Genomic DNA, 18,051 nt, shown 5'->3' with positions numbered 1-18,051 from the left:
ATACAAGCATGGCTATTTGGCTCGTTGCTCGCGGGAATAAAAAAGCAGTTAAGGATGATTGAGATGGAAAAGGTAACTGCGGGAAAGGGTAAACTGGGAGATTTTGCACCAAAGTTTGCTGAATTAAATGATGATGTATTATTTGGGGAGGTTGTTTAAGAGTTATGCTTACTCTTAAGCAGCCTCTTTTGTTCATAATGTAGATTCATAATGTAACACAAAAATAAATTGTTTAAAACTATACAAATACATTATTTAGTTATCTAAAATTATGGATGTTGTGATAAAAGCAGTTTAGAAATTGTTTATCTTTTTGTTAGCGGCATGTTATTCCTGGGGCTTACAGTATTAACAGATGAAAGGAGTGCAAAAAAATGAAGAGGAAACTATGCATAGTATGCATGATCACCCTGATCTTTAGTACTGTAACCGGGTGTGCACAAAATACAAATACATCTGAAAATACAGTACAGACAAAAACAGCAGAGGGAGAAAACATGGCGAAGAATACCATCACACCAGATACTGATATAACAGAACTGGAGGATGGATTATCTGTTGTCCGCTATGAAGGAAACTACGGATTTGACGAGTTCCTTGAGCAGGGCGGTGCGTCCTCCGATGAAGGAGTGGTAGAGTATGTGGCAGGTCAGCTGTCTTCCAATATACCGGAACTTCTCTTTGGTGGAAATCCCTTCGGATGCAGCACCCTGTCTGTGGCAAATCAGGAAGGCGGGAACTTGTTTGGAAGGAACTTTGACTGGAATACCTGTAACGGGCTGATTATCAGTTCCAAACCGGACAACGGATATGCTTCTGTTTCCACAGTCAACATGGACTTTATCCAGGCAGGAGGTCTGGACATTTCAAGACTTCCGGACACGGCACAGGCAATCATCGGGATGTATGCGCCGCTGGACGGCATGAACGAAGAGGGATTAGCCGTATCTGTCAACATGATTGAAGACACCGATACCATAGAGCAGGATACAGGGAAGCCGGACATTACCACCACTACAGCCATTCGTCTCCTTCTTGATCAGGCTGCAAATGTGGAGGAAGCGCTAAGCTTACTGGAGCAATACGACTTACATGCATCCATGGGAATGATGATCCATCTGGCTCTTTCTGATACAGCTGGGAACAGCGTAGTCGTGGAATATGTAGACAATGAGATGAGTGTTACAGAAACACCTGTTGTCACTAATTTTTATCTGTCTGAAGGTGAAAAACAGGGAATCGGAACATCCCAGTCCCATGAAAGATTCGACATTCTAAGCGAAACGCTGGGAGAAAAGAAAACCATGACTGAGACAGACGTGAGGGACGCGCTGGACAGTGTGAGCAAAGATAACTTCGGTGAATTTGAATCTACAGAGTGGAGCATTGTTATGAATCAAGAGACGAAGGAACTGACGTATTACCACAGGGAAAATTACGAACAGGGCTATAGCATTACTGTTGAGTAGGGAAGGAAGGGAGAAAAGGATGAACTATTTTAAAACATTGATAGATTTGTATCGTTTGAAAAGACAGGCAAAGTTCAGTATAAAGCAGATGGGTGCCCTGCAGGAGAAAAAACTGCGAAAGATGCTGCACCACGTATGGGAGAACTCCGCTTACTACCGGAGAACCTTTGAAGCCGCAGGGATTACAAAAGAACAGCTTCATGAGCTGCCCCTTTCCTGTTTCCCGACCATAGATAAGAGAGAACTCTTGGAGCATTTTGATGAGTTGGTGGTGCCAAAAGACTTACGTCAGAGCAAACTTCGGGAATTTGATGCTTCAGAATCTCCGGACCGCAAGCCCTATAAAGGAAAATACCATGTGGTACATTCCTCGGGAAGTACCGGGAAGCCGGGATACTTTGTCTATGATGAAGCGGCATGGTCTGACATGCTCCTTGGTATGCTCCGGGCAGCCCTCTGGGACATGTCCATGCTGCAGATATTGTCTCTATTGGCAAAACGCCCAAGAATCGTGTATATTGCCGCAACAGACGGCAGATACGGCGGGGCCATGGCAGTAGGAGATGGAATCGATGGGGTGGGGGCAAAGCAGATTTATCTGGATATTAAGACACCACTTAATGAGTGGGTCAGGCAGATAAAAGAATTTCAGCCTAATATCATCATCGGCTATCCGTCAGCGGTAAAGATCCTGGCTGAGCTTGTGGAAAAGGGAGAGGTGGAAGTACACGCAGTACGGGTGATTTCCTGCGGGGAACCGCTGGGAGCGTCTCTTAGAAGCTATCTGGAAAAGAGCTTTGGGACAAAAGTGGTCAATTTCTACGGAGCCAGCGAATCTCTTACCATGGGGGTAGAGATGAATCCGGAGGATGGGATGATTCTCTTCGATGACTTGAATTTGATTGAGGTGGAAAGCGGAGTGATGTATCTGACCTGCCTGTATAATTTTGCACAGCCGTTGATTCGTTACCGCATTTCCGACAGCCTGTCCTTAAAGGCAGCAGGAGAAAACAGCCCGTATCCATTTACAAGAGCCATGGGGCTTTTGGGAAGAAGTGAAGATATCCTCTGGTTTGAAGATTTCGACGGGACAAGAGAGTTTTTACATCCCCTTGCCATTGAAGGCTTCTGTATCGAAGGGCTTTTAGATTATCAGTTTCGGCAGATTGCGAAAGACGCATTTGAAATGTATGCGGAAACTTCAGAAAATGCCGATGAAACGCACATACGTACAGAGATGATGAAACAGATGAAAAAAATACTTGCTGAAAAAAGATTAGATTATGTACAGTTCTATCTGATTTTTGTGCCGGAGATCCTTCCGGACCCAGGGACAGGCAAGAAACCCTTAATCCTTCAGAAAAAGGAGGCAGTGCAGGATGAAAAAAGTGTTATTGCAGGGTAGGAAGGTGAGCAAGGTATTTGCTCAGGGTTCCGTGAAAAATAAAGTGCTGGATAACGTGGATGTGGACATTTTCGACAAAGACTTTACTATCACTATGGGCTCTTCCGGGGCGGGGAAATCTACACTTTTATATGTCTTAAGCGGCATGGATGCCGTTACAGATGGAACGGTAATCTATAAAGAAAGAGAGATTAACTGCCTGAAAGAAAAGGAGATGGCGAAGATAAGGGCAGAAGAGTTTGGCTTTGTATTCCAGCAGACCCATCTGGTAAGCAACCTGACGCTTTTTGAAAATATAGTGGTGGCAGGCTTCGTGAGCAAAAAGGGGAGTACCGGAGAAATACAGGACCGGGCAGAGCGTATGGTTTCCCAGATGGGAATTGATAAGGCGAAGAACCGCCTGCCTTCCGAAGTTTCAGGCGGAGAGGCACAGCGCGCAGCCATCGCAAGGGCAATGATAGGCGGTCCCGGACTTTTATTTGCCGATGAGCCTACTGGCGCTCTGAACCGGTCGCATACGGAGGAGGTCTTAAATCTGCTGTCGGCAATCAATGATTCCGGTCAGAGCATCCTGATGGTGACCCATGACCTGAAGGCGGCTGTCAGGGGAAATCGGATTTTATATCTGGAGGACGGGAAAGTCGTGGATGAACTGAAGCTGCCCCGTTACCAGAAGGTACAGGAACGAGAACGGGAAAACAAGCTTCAGAGCTGGCTTTCCGCGTTACAGTGGTAGGAGGTACGAGCAGGATATGGTAAACAAAATCATATGTATGGCGGGGATGAAACGCCACAAAGGAAGCCTTTTGGGCATTGCCATTCTCTTATTTCTGGCGGCCCTTTCCCTGACTTGTGTCCTCACGGTCTATCTGGGAGGCGGAAATTATATCCGTCAGGAAATGGAGCGGGCAGGGTTCGGAAACCTTACCGCGTGGGTATCCGGTGTCCCGGATATGGATGCACTTACGGAGAACATTGAATCCCAGGATGGGATTCAAAAGACAGAAGTTCAGAACCTTATTTTTTCTGAATATGAAGCAAATGGTGTGGAATCGGACAGCGAGGGACAGCTGATTCCATGGACGGACCGGGAGGAAACTTACCGCTTCTTTCAGGATGGCTTATCAGGCTATGGGGAACCACCCCAAGCAATTGCGGCCGGAACCGTCTATGTCTCCCCCTCCATGGTTTCAGTTATGGGACTTGAAACGGGAGACACTATCACATTTCCGGTGGCAAGGGGCGGGGTCGACAGGCAGTTTACTGTTGCCGGATATTATGAGGATCCTTTCATGGGAAGTTCCATCATTGGCATGAAAGGGTTTCTGATTTCAGAGGAAGATTATGAAGCGATCCTTCAGACCGCCCGGGAAGCGGGCATGGACAGACGGGTAAGAGACGGCGCTATGATCCATATTTTTACAGATGACAGCAGTAACAGTGTATCCGATATCAGCAGGCTCCTGAATGAAAACACCCCGATTTCCCAATATACAGAGTTTATACATGGCAAGGAAGCTATTCTGGGATTTATGAGTATTCTGCAAAATGCCTTCTGTGCGCTTCTGGCGGCCTTTGTGCTGGTTCTTCTGGCAGCGGCCATGGCAGTACTGGGGCACAGCATCACAGGTATGCTGGAACAGGAATATAAGAATTTGGGGATCCTAAAGACATTAGGGCTTACGGGAGACCGGCTCATCCGGCTAACGCTTGTGCAATACAGTTTCAGCATGGCAGTAGGAATCCTCATTGGAATGGGAACGGCATTTCCGGCAGTCAGAGCGGTGGGAAGAATAACCCTTACCACCACAGGAGTCCTCATCCCGGTGGATTTACCGATGTTCTCATGCTTGGCGGCTTTCGCAGTAATCTTGCTTATCTTAATGGGATTTACGGTTCTGAAACTGAGAAACATCCTCTCGGTTACGCCTATGACCACAATCCGTGGGGATACAGCAGATGTGAAATGGAAGCCGGGCAGGATATTTCCAATGAAAGCGGAAGCGCTTCCCCTGCGGCTGGCGGTGCGCCAGCTCCTGTCCGGGAAGATACGGTATGCAAGCGCCTTCCTGATTGCGGTTCTGCTTGTCTTCTCTGCATCGCTGGCAGGGAGGATGAATGATTGGCTGGGGCCACAGGGCAAGGGAATGATGGACGCCTTTAACCCGGCAGATCTGGACATCGGCGTACAGGCGCTGGGAGAACTGGAAGCTGGAGAATTGGAGGAAACGGTGCGTTCTTATACGGACATTACGGACGAATATCTTCTTGCCATGCCCAGTGTATCGGTAAACGGAAGCAATTATACGGCAAACGTCATTACAGAGCCGGAAAGGTTTCATATCAGCAAAGGGGAAACCAGCCGAAGGGCAGACGAGGTTGTCCTGACTGAAACATTAAGCTCCGATCTAGGGGTAACCATCGGAGAAAAGGTGACCATCCGGGGCGATATGAGGAGCGGGGAATTTACCGTTTCCGGAATATACCACTGCGCCAATGACATGGGAGCCAATATCGGAATGAACCGGGAGGGGTATCTTACCATTGGACAGGATGATCCGCAGATCTGGTGCCATCACTATTTCCTCGCAGACGCGTCAGTAAAAGCGGCGATTACAGAGGCACTGGAGGGGACTTACGGAGGTGATGTACACGTACATGAAAATACCTGGCCGGGGCTTTTTGGAATCATCTCGGCCATGCATGGATTGATTGCATTTATGTATGGGATGATTGCCGTATTTATCCTGATTGTAACGGTCATGACCGGAAGCCGGATTCTGACGGCGGAACAAAAAGACCTGGGTATCTACAAAGCAATCGGATGCTCCACAAGGATACTGCGTATTTCCTTTTCCCTTCGGTTTGGGATTGTTGCAGCCATCGGAGCCTTGGCAGGAACGATTCTGGCAGCCATGCTTACGAACCCTGTCGTATCCGCTGTCATGCGGCTTGCAGGGATCAGTAATTTTGCATCCCAGCCAACAATCACAAATATGGTCATACCGGGGATGACAGTCACCCTCCTATTTTTTGGATTCTCATATCTGTCGGCAGGAAGGATGAAAAGACCAGACATGACGATATTGACAGCGGACTAGAGTGTGTTTCAAATATGCTCTGGTACACGGAAGAATTTACATAGTTAGCATAGCGCAAAAGCGCAGAAAGGGCAAAGTATGAAGAACAAAATAGTAAAAAAAGTAACAGGAATAGCAGCCATGATGATGTTATCCGCAGCAATCCTTGCAGGCTGTGGGCAGGAGGAAGAACCCCGGACAGCAGGGGATGTAAGCCAGAGTGCTGTAGATGCAGGAGAGGATACAGGGGCAGAATCAGGCACAGAATCGGAAACCGTGGCAGACAGTCAGGCAGTAAACAGTGTATCCGAGCTGGAGGTACGGTTCGGGGATGACGGGGAACCTTTCATGATGCAGCTTCTTGATAACGAGACAGCAGCGGCGATTGCCCGCTATGTGGGAACCTCGGATTGGAGGCTTCCGATTTATGAGAGGGATGAAGATGCGGACTATGATGTGATGCAGTATTATGATGTATCCAGCAGATATGACATTCCCTCTGACCCTGAAACCGTAACATCGGAAAAGGCAGGGGAAGTCTACTATTCAGACCCGAACCGCATTGTGCTTTTCTACCATGACGCAGAGATTACCGGGGAATATACCAAAATAGGAACCTTTGATGCTACGGAAGAATTTGTAACAGCAGTAGAGGAAAATCCGGTTTTGGAAGGATGGGGCAACAAAATCGTGCAGATTGCAAGACCATAAAGAAACCGACACAGAAGCAGAAGAAATTAATTAAGAAAAAGGAGATTAACTATGAGTGAAATGAGAGAAATCAGACAGGAATATTTAACAGGGGAACGCCCTCTTTTTAAGGGAGAAAACTTAAAAATATATGATACCATATTTGCAGAAGGAGAATCCCCGCTGAAAGAAAGCAGCAATATTGAACTGTATGGCAGCATGTTTAAATGGAAATATCCGCTGTGGTACGCTAAAAATATTTTCGCCAAGGACTGTACTTGGTTTGAGATGGGGCGTGCCGGAGTGTGGTATACAGATAACATTACAGTAAAAAATGCAGTCATTGAAGCACCAAAGAATTTTAGACGGTGTCATGGCGTCGCACTTCAGAATGTACATTTTCCCAATGCCGCAGAAACACTCTGGAACTGTGATGGGGTAACCATGGAGCAGGTAACAGCTAAAGGTGATTACTTTGCCATGAACAGTCAGAATATGAAACTGAAAAATTTTGAATTGGTGGGGAATTACTCCTTTGACGGCGTGAAAAATATGGAAATCCATAATGCAAAGTTGCTTTCTAAAGATGCCTTCTGGAACAGTGAGAATGTAACGGTGTATGATTCCTTCATATCCGGGGAATACCTCGGCTGGAACGCAAAGAATCTGACATTGATTAACTGTACCATCGAGAGCCTGCAGGGGATGTGTTACATTGAAAATCTTGTCATGAAAAACTGCCGTTTGCTGAATACCACTCTTGCTTTTGAATATTCCACTGTGGATGCAGAGATTAAGGGGAAGATTGATAGCGTGATGAATCCGTCAGGAGGAACGATTCAGGCAGACTACATTAAAGAATTGATTATCGAAAAAGACAAAGTGGATCCGGGTAAGACAGTAATCACCTGCCGAATGGACGGCAACGCAGAAAAAATGGCAGGATAACAGGTGGGTAGTTTCATTTTAAAGGGGATTCTAATTGGACTTCTCTTCGGCGTACCTGCCGGGGCAGTTGGAGCAATGACCGCACAGAGAACCTTGAATTATGGTGTGAAAGCCGGTCTGTTAACCGGTTTGGGCTCCTCTGTCGCAGACTGTCTTTATGCCTGTGTCGGAGCCTTTGGACTCACTCTTATATCAGACTTTCTGCTAAAATACCAAAACATCGTTAATCTGGCCGGGGGATGTCTGATTGTGGAAATGGGTATTCGGATGTTTAGGATGAAAAGCAGTAAGGCGAAAGATACACAGGATTACACTGAGGGAATCCGGATGTTTGCTTCTTCCTTTGCGGTGGGAATTACCAACCCGGCAGCAATTCTCACTTTCCTGTTTGCGTTTTCCTGGTTTGGGATTCATGGGCAGAGAGGACTGGCAGAAGGGATCGGTTTGGTTTGCGGTGTTTTCATTGGAACTTATATCTGGTGGGGAACTCTTACCGGCGCAGCATCCATGTTCAGGAAAAAATCAAAAAAGGACTGCCTGCCTGTTATGAACCGGGTATTTGGACTTATATTAATTCTATTTGGAGCAGTGATTCTGGTTAGGAATTTTCTAAATTAAACGTAACAGTTCAGGACGGCGGGGAAATTGGTCCGGAAAGCAGCGCCAAGCTTGCTTGTAAGCCGCTTTCCGGATCAATTACCACATCGGATGAATATCCGATGCTTCTTGACCGGTTTTTCGGTCAAGAAGATGCGCCGTCCTGAACAGTTACAATTAAACAAAGAAAAGGGGAACTATCATGAAAAAAAGATATTGCAGCGTGTTGCTGGTACTTCTTTTTGCATTAGCACTGTCTGCTTGCGGAAACAGCGCAGACGAAGATCAATCGGTTCGTCCATCAATAGAGGCAGAAACACGCAGTGTGGAAAGTTCAGGTGGAGAAAATGAAGATACTTTGGCAGAAGTTCCAGAGGACATTTCCGAGGATGGACAAAAAGCATCCACGGATGAAGGTATAGACAACAGCAGAGAAACAGGAGGTGAAAAGATGCAGGAAATGACAGTGGAAGTAAGCGGGCAGAAATTTCAGGCGTTCTTATATGATAATGAGACAGTACATGCGTTTCTGGAGCGACTTCCTATGACACTTGATATGGAGGAATTGAATGGAAATGAAAAATTCCATTATCTGGACGAGGGACTGCCCGCCAACTCTGAAAATGTAGGAAGTATTAAGGCCGGGGATATTATGCTGTTTGGTTCCGACTGCCTTGTTCTGTTCTTCGAGGATTTCAGCACTTCATACAATTATACCCGTATTGGTCATATCGAAGAAGAGGCGTTTGTCAAGGCACTGTCGGGAGGAACTGTGGAAATAACCTTTGAGGCAGAGGAATAGGAGGGGACACAATGAAATTTCAATTTGATAACATCATTGACCGCAAGAATACAGGTTCTATGAAATGGGATGTAAAGCCAAACGAACTGCCCATGTGGGTGGCAGATATGGATTTCCAGACGGCGCCGCAAATCATAGAGTGTATGATTGAGCGGGCAAAACATGGTGTATTTGGGTATACGCAAGTTACAGATGACTGGTATGCAGCTTATCGGGGATGGTGGGAAAAGCACCACCATTTTCAAATTCAAAAGGATTGGCTGGTTTTCTGTACCGGGGTTGTGCCTGCCATCTCCAGTATTGTCCGTAAAATGACCACAGTGGGTGAAAACGTCGTAGTCATGACACCGGTATACAATATTTTTTTCAACTCCATCCTGAATAACGGGAGAAATGTGCTGGAAAATAAGCTGAAATACGATGGAAAGGAATATCAGATTGACTTTGATGATTTGGAAGAGAAGCTCTCCAATCCCCAGACTACCCTTCTGATTTTATGCAATCCCCATAATCCGATTGGTAAGATATGGGACAGGGAGACCTTAGAGCGGATTGGGAATTTATGCAGGAAACACCACGTACTGGTACTATCAGATGAAATCCATTGTGACCTGACAGAACCGGGATGGGAATACACTCCTTTTGCCAGTGTTTCCGAGAAATGCCGGAGAAACAGCATTACCTGTGTGGCGCCCACAAAGGCATTTAACCTGGCGGGAATCCAGACGGCAGCGATAATCGTCCCGGAGGACAACCTGCGGCACAAGGTCAGCCGGGGGCTGAATACAGATGAGGTGGCAGAGCCGAATGTATTTGCCGCAGTGGCGCCAATCGCCGCATTTAACTGCGGTAGGGAATGGCTTAATGCCCTGCGGGAATATCTGTGGGAAAACAGAAGATTTGCAGAGGATTATATTAAAAGAGAAATCAAAGAAATATCTGCTGTTTCCGCCAAGGCCACTTACCTACTCTGGATTGACTGCAGGAATGTGATTGGAAATGGAACAGAGTTTTGCCGCTTTATCCGCAGCTACAGTGGTCTTTATCTCTCTGACGGAAACGAGTACCGGAATGGAGAAGGGTTTCTGCGCATGAACCTTGCCTGTCCCAGAAAGCAGTTGGAAGACGGACTTGGGAGGCTGAAAGAAAGCGCAGCGGCTTATGAAGAATGGGTGTGCAGGCAGTGCTAAGAAAGGTGAATATTGATAAATGAAAAAAAGAATCCTTTCACTCATTTTTTTGGCTTGTTTGGGAATCGGAGCCGTGTCGGGCTGTGGCCGAATGGGACAGAACTCAAATACAGAAAAGAAAGAATCAGGAGCAAAACTACAGGAAGTAGAAGAATCATCCATACCGAAACAAAATCCGGAGCCGGAAAATAGAGTGTCTGAAAATGAAGAGGATGTTTCCGTTCCGGCTGTATATATGACCACTGCGATAACTTCTGAGGGGCTTATGAATGTTTATCAGGCACTTCAGGCATCCCCGCAAGGAAACATTGCGGTAAAACTGTCCACCGGTGAACCGGGAAGCAATTATTTGAGAACTGATTTGATTGGCGGACTGGTACAGTCTTTACAGGCAACGATTGTAGAGTGTAACACAGCTTATGGCGGTTCGAGGGCCAATACTGCCATGCACTATCAGGTGGCAGGAGATCATGGATATACGGAAATTGCAGATGTGGATATTATGGATGAAAATGGCTCTATGATGCTGCCGGTCACTGGTGGGAGCAATCTGACAGAAAATTATGTGGGAGCAAATTTCGCCAATTACGATTACTATGTGGTACTCTCTCATTTCAAAGGACACAGCATGGCGGGATATGGGGGCGCTATCAAAAATATTTCCATAGGAATTGCTTCGGCAGAAGGAAAAGTGCATATACACAGCGGCGGCACAGGAGGGAGCATATGGGGCGGTGAGCAGGATGCCTTTTTGGAATCTATGGCAGAGGCAGGAAAGTCCGTTGCAGATTATCTGTCTGGGAACATTCTTTATATCAATGTAATGAACAGTCTGTCTGTAGACTGTGACTGTGACGGGAATCCCGCGGAACCGGATATGCATGATATCGGAATCCTCGCATCCTATGACCCGGTTGCATTGGATCAGGCTTGCGTGGATTTGGTCTATGAGGCAGAAGACGGAGAATCTCTTATAGAGCGAATCGAGTCCAGAAACGGTATCCATACGTTGAAGCATGCAGAAAGCATTGGGCTGGGAAACCGCAGGTATCACCTGATTTCTATTGATGAATAAGAAATGGTAAAAAGAGAATTTATATATCTGTGGTATTATTTTAGCGTTCAGATGGAACAGATTTTTGGTTACTGGGCTCTGGGAATCGTGCTTGGCTCTGTCATCTCGGTATTTGCCAAGGATAAAATCCATTCCATATTTTACATAATATCAGAAAAGAAGCTGGGTGTGCTTGGGCTGATCACAGCCAGCCTGTTGGGGATTGTCTCCCCGCTCTGCATGTACGGAACCATTCCTATTGCTGCCTCATTTTCGCAAAAAGGAGTAAAAGACGATATGCTGGCAGCTTTTATGACAAGTTCTATCCTGCTTAATCCGCAGCTGCTGGTATACAGTGGGGCACTGGGAAGCACTGTGCTGGCAGCACGCTTTATTATCTGCCTTTTATGCGGCATCGGGGCGGGCCTTTGTATAAGGTATTTCTATCAAGGCAGAAAATTTTTTAAGTTTACAGCATTTAAGCCAGCTGCCGGAAGAGATACGGATCCCAATCTGCTTTTAAGGCTGCTTAAGAATATAGGGCGTAATATAAAAGCAACCGGAGGTTTTTTCCTAATGGGGGTACTTTTATCTGCGCTGTTCCAGCGTTATGTGCCAGCAGATTTATTTGCAAATCTGTTTCAGGGGCAAAAAGGATTTGGTGTTTTGATGGCGGCAACCATAGGAGTTCCGTTGTATGCCTGTGGAGGGGGAACCATCCCTTTGCTGCAGCAGTGGATGACTTCCGGCATGAGTCTGGGTGCAGCGTCCGCGTTTATGATTACCGGACCTGCAACGAAAATAACCAATTTAGGCGCTTTGAAAATTGTATTGGGATTTCGGCATTTTATCTTATACATTGCATATATTATATTTTTTTCTCTCCTCGCAGGGATGGTGATAGAATGCTTATGAATTAGGAGGATATTTGATGAACAAGAAACGAATTAAAAAAATAATTGTTATTTTGCTGGCTGTTTTAGTGGGGCTTGTATTGGCAGCTGGCCTGTTTTTGCTGTTATGGCCTTCCTTTGGGAAAAGTCCAAGCAAGGAACAGCAGGCTGAATACGGAGACCGCTCAGAGGCATTCTATGATGAAGTTTTCCATACACCGGAAAATTTTCAGCTTATTGTTGAAACAGATGAAACAACAAAAGAAGAAAAAACAGAGCTGACGCCTAACGGAGAAATTCCAGTAAATAAAATGAAAGAACTCCCGGAGGCGCATATGGAGGATCTGACAGTTACATGGTTTGGACATTCCACTTCTCTTTTACGGATTCATGGGATGACCGTATTTATTGACCCAATCTTAAGTGAATATTCTTCTCCGGTAGGATTTACCGGGGCAAAACGAATGGCTGAAGTACCAATGACAGCTAATCAGCTGCCGGAAATTGATATTCTCCTGATTTCCCATGACCACTATGACCACTTGGATTACCAGACGATTCGGGATATAGATGTGAAAGTAAAAAATTATTGTGTGCCCCTTGGAGTGGAGAACCATTTGGAGAGGTGGGGAGTGGATCCGCAAAAAATTCATACGTTTGCATGGTGGGAGGATATGGAAATTGACGGACTTACCATATCCTCCACACCCGGACAGCATTACTCTGGCAGGCTTCCATGGGGGAATAACCAAACTTTATGGAGTGGATATTTCCTGCAGGATGAATATCACAAAGTATATTATACAGGGGATACCGGATATGGGGAGTTTTTTAAGGAAATCAGGGCGCGTTACGGCGAACCGGAACTGGTACTCTCAGAGGACGGGCAGTACAATCCGGAATGGCCATATTGTCATATGTCCCCACAGGAAGTCCTAAAAGCGGCGGAGGACATGGAGACAGAGTGGCTGATTCCAGTCCATTGGGCGGGATTTGCGCTTTCCCGGCATTCATGGGATGATCCGGCAGAACAGCTTACCAACCTAGCGGAAGGCTCTGAGATTTCTGTGTCAACACCACGGATTGGAGAAACAGTAAACTTTTCAGATATCAATCATTATCAGGAAAAATGGTGGCGTGAAGTAAAGTGACACGTGCCAGCTTATAGAGTAGGAGGTATTCATGTCCAGACAGAAAAAAAGACAGAGGGAGTTGAAAAGACTTATAGAACAGCTGAAATCTTGTGAATCACTGTCCTACTTAATGCTGCCGGTTTTAAGGGAACTGGAGATGGCCTATGTAAACGAAACGCAAATAAATTCTTCTTTGAAAAATGTGCATATAGATCAAATAGCAGACCTGATTGAAGAAATGGATAAAGTTGTGGCAGATAATTCCATATACGGAGAAGTCATGAAAAAAAGTACATATCTGATAGACATGGACTTATGGATAAAAGTTATGGAGTTACTTATATCTGAAGGAGAGGGAACATTTTAAAACGAAGAATAAGTGGTGTTTTTAGCAGAATAAGAGGTGATAATAAATTAGAATAAAAGATTTTCTCTGATTATCCGATGGAAGGGTTGATGCAGTCACTCATACACAGCAGCAGAATCGCAGTCAAAGAACCGGAAAATTATGAGGCCAGAAGTAATATCATGTAGCCAGCAACCTGACGCTTTTTGAGAATATAGCGGTTGCAGGCTTCGTGAGCAAAAAGGGGAATACCGAATTACAGTCGATACAAAAAATGTGTATTGAGTAAGAGGGGAATTTGGAGGTCTGGTATGGGAGAATGTAGTCTCATAACCAGTTTTTCCCGTGCGCATATTTTGTTCGGAGCCCTTTGAATCTGTAGCACCACCTTGACAGGGCATAGATAGTTTTTGTCTGCTGATAAAATATGATGATTATTATGTCTATATATTTCATTAAAAATCTGGTAGAATTAATTAAATTAGAAGTTGATAACAGGATACTATTGTACAAATATTTTTTCTGAGCATGCGAAAGAACTTATAGATTTTCAAACAGATAATCTGATTTAATGATGGAAGGGTTGAAGAAAAAAATTGCGGGAAGTCCTATATGTTTACAAATAGTGATGAATTCCCATTTATCAAGAAGTTACAGAGCATAAAATCGGAAATTGAGGAGGAAATAAAATATGTGGATATGTCCCAAATGTGGAAGAGGATTTAAAAGAACAAATCAGGGACATTATTGCGGAAAAGCACCTGAAACAGTATTAGAATATATAGATTCGCAGCCATTAGAAACACATTCCCATTTAACAGAAATGATGATTACATTGCAAAATAGTATTTAAATATCAAAAAGAAACAGACTGCTTTCTTTGTCCCGCCGGGAACCGTCTGATACTCCGTAGCCTTGAAAGAGAGGAATTCAATATCTGCAGGGTTTATCGTGCGGACTGTAAAGACTGTAAATCCTGTCCAATGTTTAGCCGATGCGTGAGTTCCAGTCAAAAGAGCCGGACAGTTCGCGTAAACATTTTTGAGGAAGCGGTAAAGCCATGTCAGGCAAAAAGAGGGACAGTGCTTCACGCCTACATTTTGGGACAGCGCCAAATATGGTGCGAAGGAAGTTTTGCTGCCCAGAAAGCGAGACACAATTTAAGAAAGCTATATAGGAGAGGGTTAGAGGCAGCGGAAACGCACTGCCTCTTATCGACTATGGCCTTAAATCTGAAACGGATGGTAAAATGTTTGGAGTGATGCCGAGAGGTATCAATCACCCAAACGCCGAGCTTGCAGACCTGCGTTTGAGTGATGAGATGATAGACCTGATGAAAAGCGGACGGATTGACACCGCTCTGCTTTGTGAGTTGGCGGCGCACCCGGATTTTGTCAAGCTGCTGGCAGATATACAGATTTATGTGGAGGGTATCGCCGCCACACAGATACAGAACTTGAACGCATGGGTAGACGTGGCGAGGGCTGAAATCGCGGAGAAGTACCAACCGGGTGAGCATGACAAGACTGCCGGAGTGCTGCAAGTCGCCCATGTGCGGGAGGGCGACTATTTCAGCAGCCGGGTACATCACGATATTGACGCTATCATGGAGGACATACGGGAAGCCCACAGGGGCAGGAGCGACAGCGCTCCGGAGAATACCATTGTGGACGAACTCAAGCGGGATTTAGAGGAAGTGGCGAGCTTCAAGGGCAGCCGGGCGGAACAACTGTTGATGGTATTCTGCAAGCAGACAAAGTTACGTTATAACAAGCTGACAGAGGAAGAAAAACAATGGCTGACCCGGATTGTCCAAAAATCCGAACTGGCGAAAAGCTATGTGCCGCAAAGGGGTAAAAGAAAATGACAAGTACGCCTTTGGCGGATAAGGCGTACAGCTTAGAGGAGAGATCGATGGAAGATTTATTAAAAGAAGAAACCTATAGTTTTGTCAGTCCTAAGGACAAGAAATTTATAATAGCCTTTGACGCTGAAATGGATAGGCTCGGATATACCAGCAACCAGACAATTGGGGACGGATATTGTTGGGGGCGGAAAATGATAATCTACACGAAGGTAGACGTGAAAAGCAAAAAATCCTTCGCCCGGATTTATTTGCGCGAAGATGACCTTATTCTTCGCATGTATTTCAGCAATATAGACAAACATAGACAGGATATTGAACAGGCTCCCGACTATATACAGCAAGCCTTTACTGGTGCTTACGGAGCTTGTAAGCATTGCCATAATATGAAAGAGGACGGTTCATGTAACCACAGGAAAAGCTATACCCTTCACGGAAAACAATACGAATTCTGTGACGGTTTTGCTTTTTGGTTTTTTTCTCCCGACCTTGCAAGAATACCAGATTATATCAAGCTGTTTCTCGCCTTTTACCCTGAAAAGAGGAAAAAGTGATAGCCGTGCCTTATTGGTATAAGCCGCAATCGCATAACAGGGGGGGATAGCAAAGCCAGTCGAGCCAGTCAACGGTCAAGATGAACGGCGCTTACAGCGCCGCCGTTGACAGTCCCGCCCATTTCAATTTTGAGAGGACGAACAGTTCCACAATAGCTTTGACAGCGGCAACGCCGACAGTTCGTATAACACACTACACTACAAGAAGTAAAAAATACAAAACAAAAAAGTGATTGGAAGTTCAACCGAACTTTGCCGTTTTATACGCAGTCACAGTGGACTTTATCTCTCTGACGGAGAGGAATACCGGAATGGAGAGGGATTCCTGCGCATGAATCTTGCCTGTCCGAGAGAGCAGGTGGAAGAAGGGCTGAAGCGTCCAAAAGAGAGTGTATCTGCCTATGAGAAGTGGGCAGCGGAGCAATGTTAGAAAAAGAGGCAGCAGTAAATGAAACATAGAATCCCTGCACTGATATTTCTAACTTGTGAATACAAATTAGTATTTTTCCGGAATCCGTATATAGGCGGCTCTGTAAAACCTGTATTTTGTTATCATACATTCTTTCGCGCGCTTTAAAATGTAACGATAGCAGTCTGTAATCCCGTCCGCAAAAGCAGTCACATTCCCTTCGTGCAGATATTGGAGTGCTTCCATAACAATTTTATTGAGCTTTTGAATGATTTGTTTTTTGTTATCGTAATATGCTATATAGTGTCCCCATTCGGTAAGACGAAACGTTTCGGTTAATATCACCTGCAATGGCTTCAGATCAACATGATTAAAAATGACTTCAAACACAGCTATGATACAAATGGAATCAGGCTGGCTGAATGTCTCTTCCAGTTTTTCTAAATCTGTTGAAGACAATCTGGAAGCTGCGATGGAAGCTGCCGGATGAATAATTAATATTAACAATTGCAGTGCATGCAGATACTGCAGTGCCTCCTGCGAACGCCTTGGAGTGGGAAGCATCTGATTTACCCGGGAATCATCCGGTTCAATGACGACAGTTCCCTTGGCATTTAAGGTTTTTACAAGACCTCTCTGCTCCAGTTCATCCAATGCTTTTCTGACTGTGGATACAGAGACACCGTACTGGCTGGCCAGTTGCTTCTCATAAGGAAGAAACGTTCCGCGGGGATATTGCCCCCCGCCGATTTTCTGGTTCAGATCGCTGATGATTCTTGAGTAGAAATAATCCTTGCCTCGTGTCGGTTTCCAGGAAAATAAAACGGGAGCCTGGGGCGGACATTGAGGCGTCGTGTTCGCCAAATGTTCTAAAGTAGTGGTGATGGTGTCTGCAAATCTCTGTCCTAAATCTGCGAACTGCTGATGTTTCACAGAAGGATTGTTCCCTTTTAAAATATCTATAATAATCCCCGTCACGGATACAGAGTTCTGCAGAAAGGTCTCTAAAAAGTGAGGACATCTTTCCGTAAAAAAACTGAGGTTATGATAAAGCTCAAAAATCGAATAGAGATTGCCAAACAGAGGGTTACCGCCAATTTCCAGTATTTCTTTTATAAAATCTGAAGAAGGCCGCCAGCCGCCGGCCGCAATTCCCAGGCGTGATACTTTCACAGCCTGTTTATAGTGGGGCAGCATCTCCAGATCACAGTCCTGTGAAGCAAAAACAAGAAGCGGCGGCAATAACAGTGCGAGTGTTTGATATATCTGCACAATACTGTCTCTTTTTCTCAGAATATCATACAGCATATATTCCGGTTCCTGTTGCTCTGTTCCTGCGAGGACGATTGGGGCGAGGCGAGGCTTAATTTCGATCATTCCCTCTTCTTTCAACACATCAAATACCCGGTTAACGGTATATCGGCTCACCTGAAAGTGATTGCAGAGCGCTCTTGAAGATGGCAGATGGTTCCCGGGAAGTACCTGCCCGTTTAAGATGCGCTGCTTAATTTCATTGTATATAAATGAGAACTTGGTTTCCTGTGATTCCATCATTCATCTCCCTTTCCTTTTACTTTCAATTATACTTCGTATACGCCGGCTTGTCAGTAAAAAAAA

The 18,051-nt window shown here is 45.3% G+C and carries 18 protein-coding genes and 1 pseudogene; 18 read left to right on the top strand and 1 reads right to left on the bottom strand.

Going from position 1 to position 18,051, the window contains the following annotated elements; genetic code table 11:
* Positions 1-63: 63 nt before the first annotated feature.
* The 18 genes and pseudogenes from MCG98_RS12860 to MCG98_RS12775 all read left to right on the top strand — a co-directional run.
* Positions 64-153: pseudogene (locus MCG98_RS12860) on the top strand (carboxymuconolactone decarboxylase family protein); the annotation flags it as partial.
* Positions 154-374: 221 nt separating this feature from the next.
* Complete coding sequence (locus MCG98_RS12855) at positions 375-1,469, top strand: C45 family peptidase (RefSeq protein WP_240302344.1); 1,095 nt, start codon at positions 375-377, stop codon at positions 1,467-1,469.
* Between the two features lie 19 nt (positions 1,470-1,488).
* Positions 1,489-2,874, top strand: a complete 1,386-nt coding sequence (locus MCG98_RS12850; protein WP_240302343.1) for an AMP-binding protein — start codon at positions 1,489-1,491, stop codon at positions 2,872-2,874.
* Positions 2,849-3,610 (top strand): ABC transporter ATP-binding protein, encoded by a 762-nt coding sequence (locus MCG98_RS12845; RefSeq protein ID WP_240302342.1) that lies wholly within the window; start codon positions 2,849-2,851, stop codon positions 3,608-3,610. Before MCG98_RS12850 ends, MCG98_RS12845 begins: the two co-directional genes overlap by 26 nt.
* Positions 3,611-3,626: 16 nt before the next feature.
* Entirely contained in the window at positions 3,627-5,975 is a 2,349-nt protein-coding gene (locus MCG98_RS12840) for an FtsX-like permease family protein (RefSeq protein ID WP_240302341.1), read from the top strand.
* Positions 5,976-6,053: 78 nt separating this feature from the next.
* On the top strand, positions 6,054-6,665 hold the full coding sequence (locus MCG98_RS12835) for a cyclophilin-like fold protein (protein WP_240302340.1): 612 nt from the start codon (positions 6,054-6,056) through the stop codon (positions 6,663-6,665).
* A 60-nt stretch (positions 6,666-6,725) separates the two neighbouring features.
* The gene (locus MCG98_RS12830) at positions 6,726-7,592 is read left to right on the top strand and encodes a DUF3737 family protein (protein WP_345891722.1); all 867 of its coding nucleotides are present in this window, start codon (positions 6,726-6,728) and stop codon (positions 7,590-7,592) included.
* A 3-nt stretch (positions 7,593-7,595) separates the two neighbouring features.
* Positions 7,596-8,210: a LysE family transporter gene (locus MCG98_RS12825; RefSeq protein WP_240302338.1), complete on the top strand. Its 615-nt coding sequence runs from the start codon at positions 7,596-7,598 to the stop codon at positions 8,208-8,210.
* Between the two features lie 181 nt (positions 8,211-8,391).
* Entirely contained in the window at positions 8,392-8,991 is a 600-nt protein-coding gene (locus MCG98_RS12820; protein WP_240302337.1) for a cyclophilin-like fold protein, read from the top strand.
* 11 nt (positions 8,992-9,002) lie between these two features.
* Positions 9,003-10,181: a MalY/PatB family protein gene (locus tag MCG98_RS12815; RefSeq protein WP_240302336.1), complete on the top strand. Its 1,179-nt coding sequence runs from the start codon at positions 9,003-9,005 to the stop codon at positions 10,179-10,181.
* A gap of 19 nt (positions 10,182-10,200) precedes the next feature.
* Positions 10,201-11,256 (top strand): DUF362 domain-containing protein, encoded by a 1,056-nt coding sequence (locus MCG98_RS12810; RefSeq protein WP_345891660.1) that lies wholly within the window; start codon positions 10,201-10,203, stop codon positions 11,254-11,256.
* 3 nt (positions 11,257-11,259) lie between these two features.
* Positions 11,260-12,150 (top strand): permease, encoded by an 891-nt coding sequence (locus MCG98_RS12805; RefSeq protein ID WP_240302335.1) that lies wholly within the window; start codon positions 11,260-11,262, stop codon positions 12,148-12,150.
* Positions 12,151-12,166: 16 nt separating this feature from the next.
* Positions 12,167-13,279: an MBL fold metallo-hydrolase gene (locus MCG98_RS12800; protein ID WP_240302334.1), complete on the top strand. Its 1,113-nt coding sequence runs from the start codon at positions 12,167-12,169 to the stop codon at positions 13,277-13,279.
* Between the two features lie 31 nt (positions 13,280-13,310).
* A complete protein-coding gene (locus tag MCG98_RS12795) occupies positions 13,311-13,628 on the top strand; it encodes a hypothetical protein (protein WP_240302333.1) in 318 nt (105 codons plus the stop codon).
* Between the two features lie 821 nt (positions 13,629-14,449).
* Complete coding sequence (locus tag MCG98_RS12790; protein ID WP_345891721.1) at positions 14,450-14,869, top strand: transposase; 420 nt, start codon at positions 14,450-14,452, stop codon at positions 14,867-14,869.
* Complete coding sequence (locus tag MCG98_RS12785; protein WP_240302332.1) at positions 14,857-15,474, top strand: transcriptional regulator; 618 nt, start codon at positions 14,857-14,859, stop codon at positions 15,472-15,474. The genes MCG98_RS12790 and MCG98_RS12785 overlap by 13 nt, the downstream gene beginning before the upstream one ends.
* A gap of 47 nt (positions 15,475-15,521) precedes the next feature.
* Positions 15,522-16,025: a hypothetical protein gene (locus MCG98_RS12780; RefSeq protein WP_240302331.1), complete on the top strand. Its 504-nt coding sequence runs from the start codon at positions 15,522-15,524 to the stop codon at positions 16,023-16,025.
* Positions 16,026-16,254: 229 nt separating this feature from the next.
* Entirely contained in the window at positions 16,255-16,455 is a 201-nt protein-coding gene (locus MCG98_RS12775; RefSeq protein ID WP_240302330.1) for a hypothetical protein, read from the top strand.
* 66 nt (positions 16,456-16,521) lie between these two features.
* On the opposite strand, the gene MCG98_RS12770 is transcribed toward MCG98_RS12775, so the two are convergent.
* Complete coding sequence (locus MCG98_RS12770; RefSeq protein ID WP_345891659.1) at positions 16,522-17,988, bottom strand: GntR family transcriptional regulator; 1,467 nt, start codon at positions 17,986-17,988, stop codon at positions 16,522-16,524.
* Positions 17,989-18,051 lie beyond the last annotated feature (63 nt).

This window comes from Ruminococcus sp. OA3 (assembly GCF_022440845.1).
Taxonomy (GTDB): domain Bacteria; phylum Bacillota; class Clostridia; order Lachnospirales; family Lachnospiraceae; genus Ruminococcus_G.
This window is presented reverse-complemented; position numbering and strand designations above follow the sequence as displayed.

What these genes read in the sequence shown, in the direction of transcription:
- MCG98_RS12855 (WP_240302344.1), top strand. Translation starts at nt 375, where the DNA reads ATGAAGAGGAAACTATGCATAGTATGCATGATCACCCTGATCTTTAGT.
- MCG98_RS12850 (WP_240302343.1), top strand. Translation starts at nt 1,489, where the DNA reads ATGAACTATTTTAAAACATTGATAGATTTGTATCGTTTGAAAAGACAG.
- MCG98_RS12845 (WP_240302342.1), top strand. Translation starts at nt 2,849, where the DNA reads ATGAAAAAAGTGTTATTGCAGGGTAGGAAGGTGAGCAAGGTATTTGCT.
- MCG98_RS12840 (WP_240302341.1), top strand. Translation starts at nt 3,627, where the DNA reads ATGGTAAACAAAATCATATGTATGGCGGGGATGAAACGCCACAAAGGA.
- MCG98_RS12835 (WP_240302340.1), top strand. Translation starts at nt 6,054, where the DNA reads ATGAAGAACAAAATAGTAAAAAAAGTAACAGGAATAGCAGCCATGATG.
- MCG98_RS12830 (WP_345891722.1), top strand. Translation starts at nt 6,726, where the DNA reads ATGAGAGAAATCAGACAGGAATATTTAACAGGGGAACGCCCTCTTTTT.
- MCG98_RS12820 (WP_240302337.1), top strand. Translation starts at nt 8,392, where the DNA reads ATGAAAAAAAGATATTGCAGCGTGTTGCTGGTACTTCTTTTTGCATTA.
- MCG98_RS12815 (WP_240302336.1), top strand. Translation starts at nt 9,003, where the DNA reads ATGAAATTTCAATTTGATAACATCATTGACCGCAAGAATACAGGTTCT.
- MCG98_RS12810 (WP_345891660.1), top strand. Translation starts at nt 10,201, where the DNA reads ATGAAAAAAAGAATCCTTTCACTCATTTTTTTGGCTTGTTTGGGAATC.
- MCG98_RS12805 (WP_240302335.1), top strand. Translation starts at nt 11,260, where the DNA reads ATGGTAAAAAGAGAATTTATATATCTGTGGTATTATTTTAGCGTTCAG.
- MCG98_RS12800 (WP_240302334.1), top strand. Translation starts at nt 12,167, where the DNA reads ATGAACAAGAAACGAATTAAAAAAATAATTGTTATTTTGCTGGCTGTT.
- MCG98_RS12795 (WP_240302333.1), top strand. Translation starts at nt 13,311, where the DNA reads ATGTCCAGACAGAAAAAAAGACAGAGGGAGTTGAAAAGACTTATAGAA.
- MCG98_RS12785 (WP_240302332.1), top strand. Translation starts at nt 14,857, where the DNA reads ATGTTTGGAGTGATGCCGAGAGGTATCAATCACCCAAACGCCGAGCTT.
- MCG98_RS12780 (WP_240302331.1), top strand. Translation starts at nt 15,522, where the DNA reads ATGGAAGATTTATTAAAAGAAGAAACCTATAGTTTTGTCAGTCCTAAG.
- MCG98_RS12770 (WP_345891659.1), bottom strand. Translation starts at nt 17,988, where the DNA reads ATGATGGAATCACAGGAAACCAAGTTCTCATTTATATACAATGAAATT.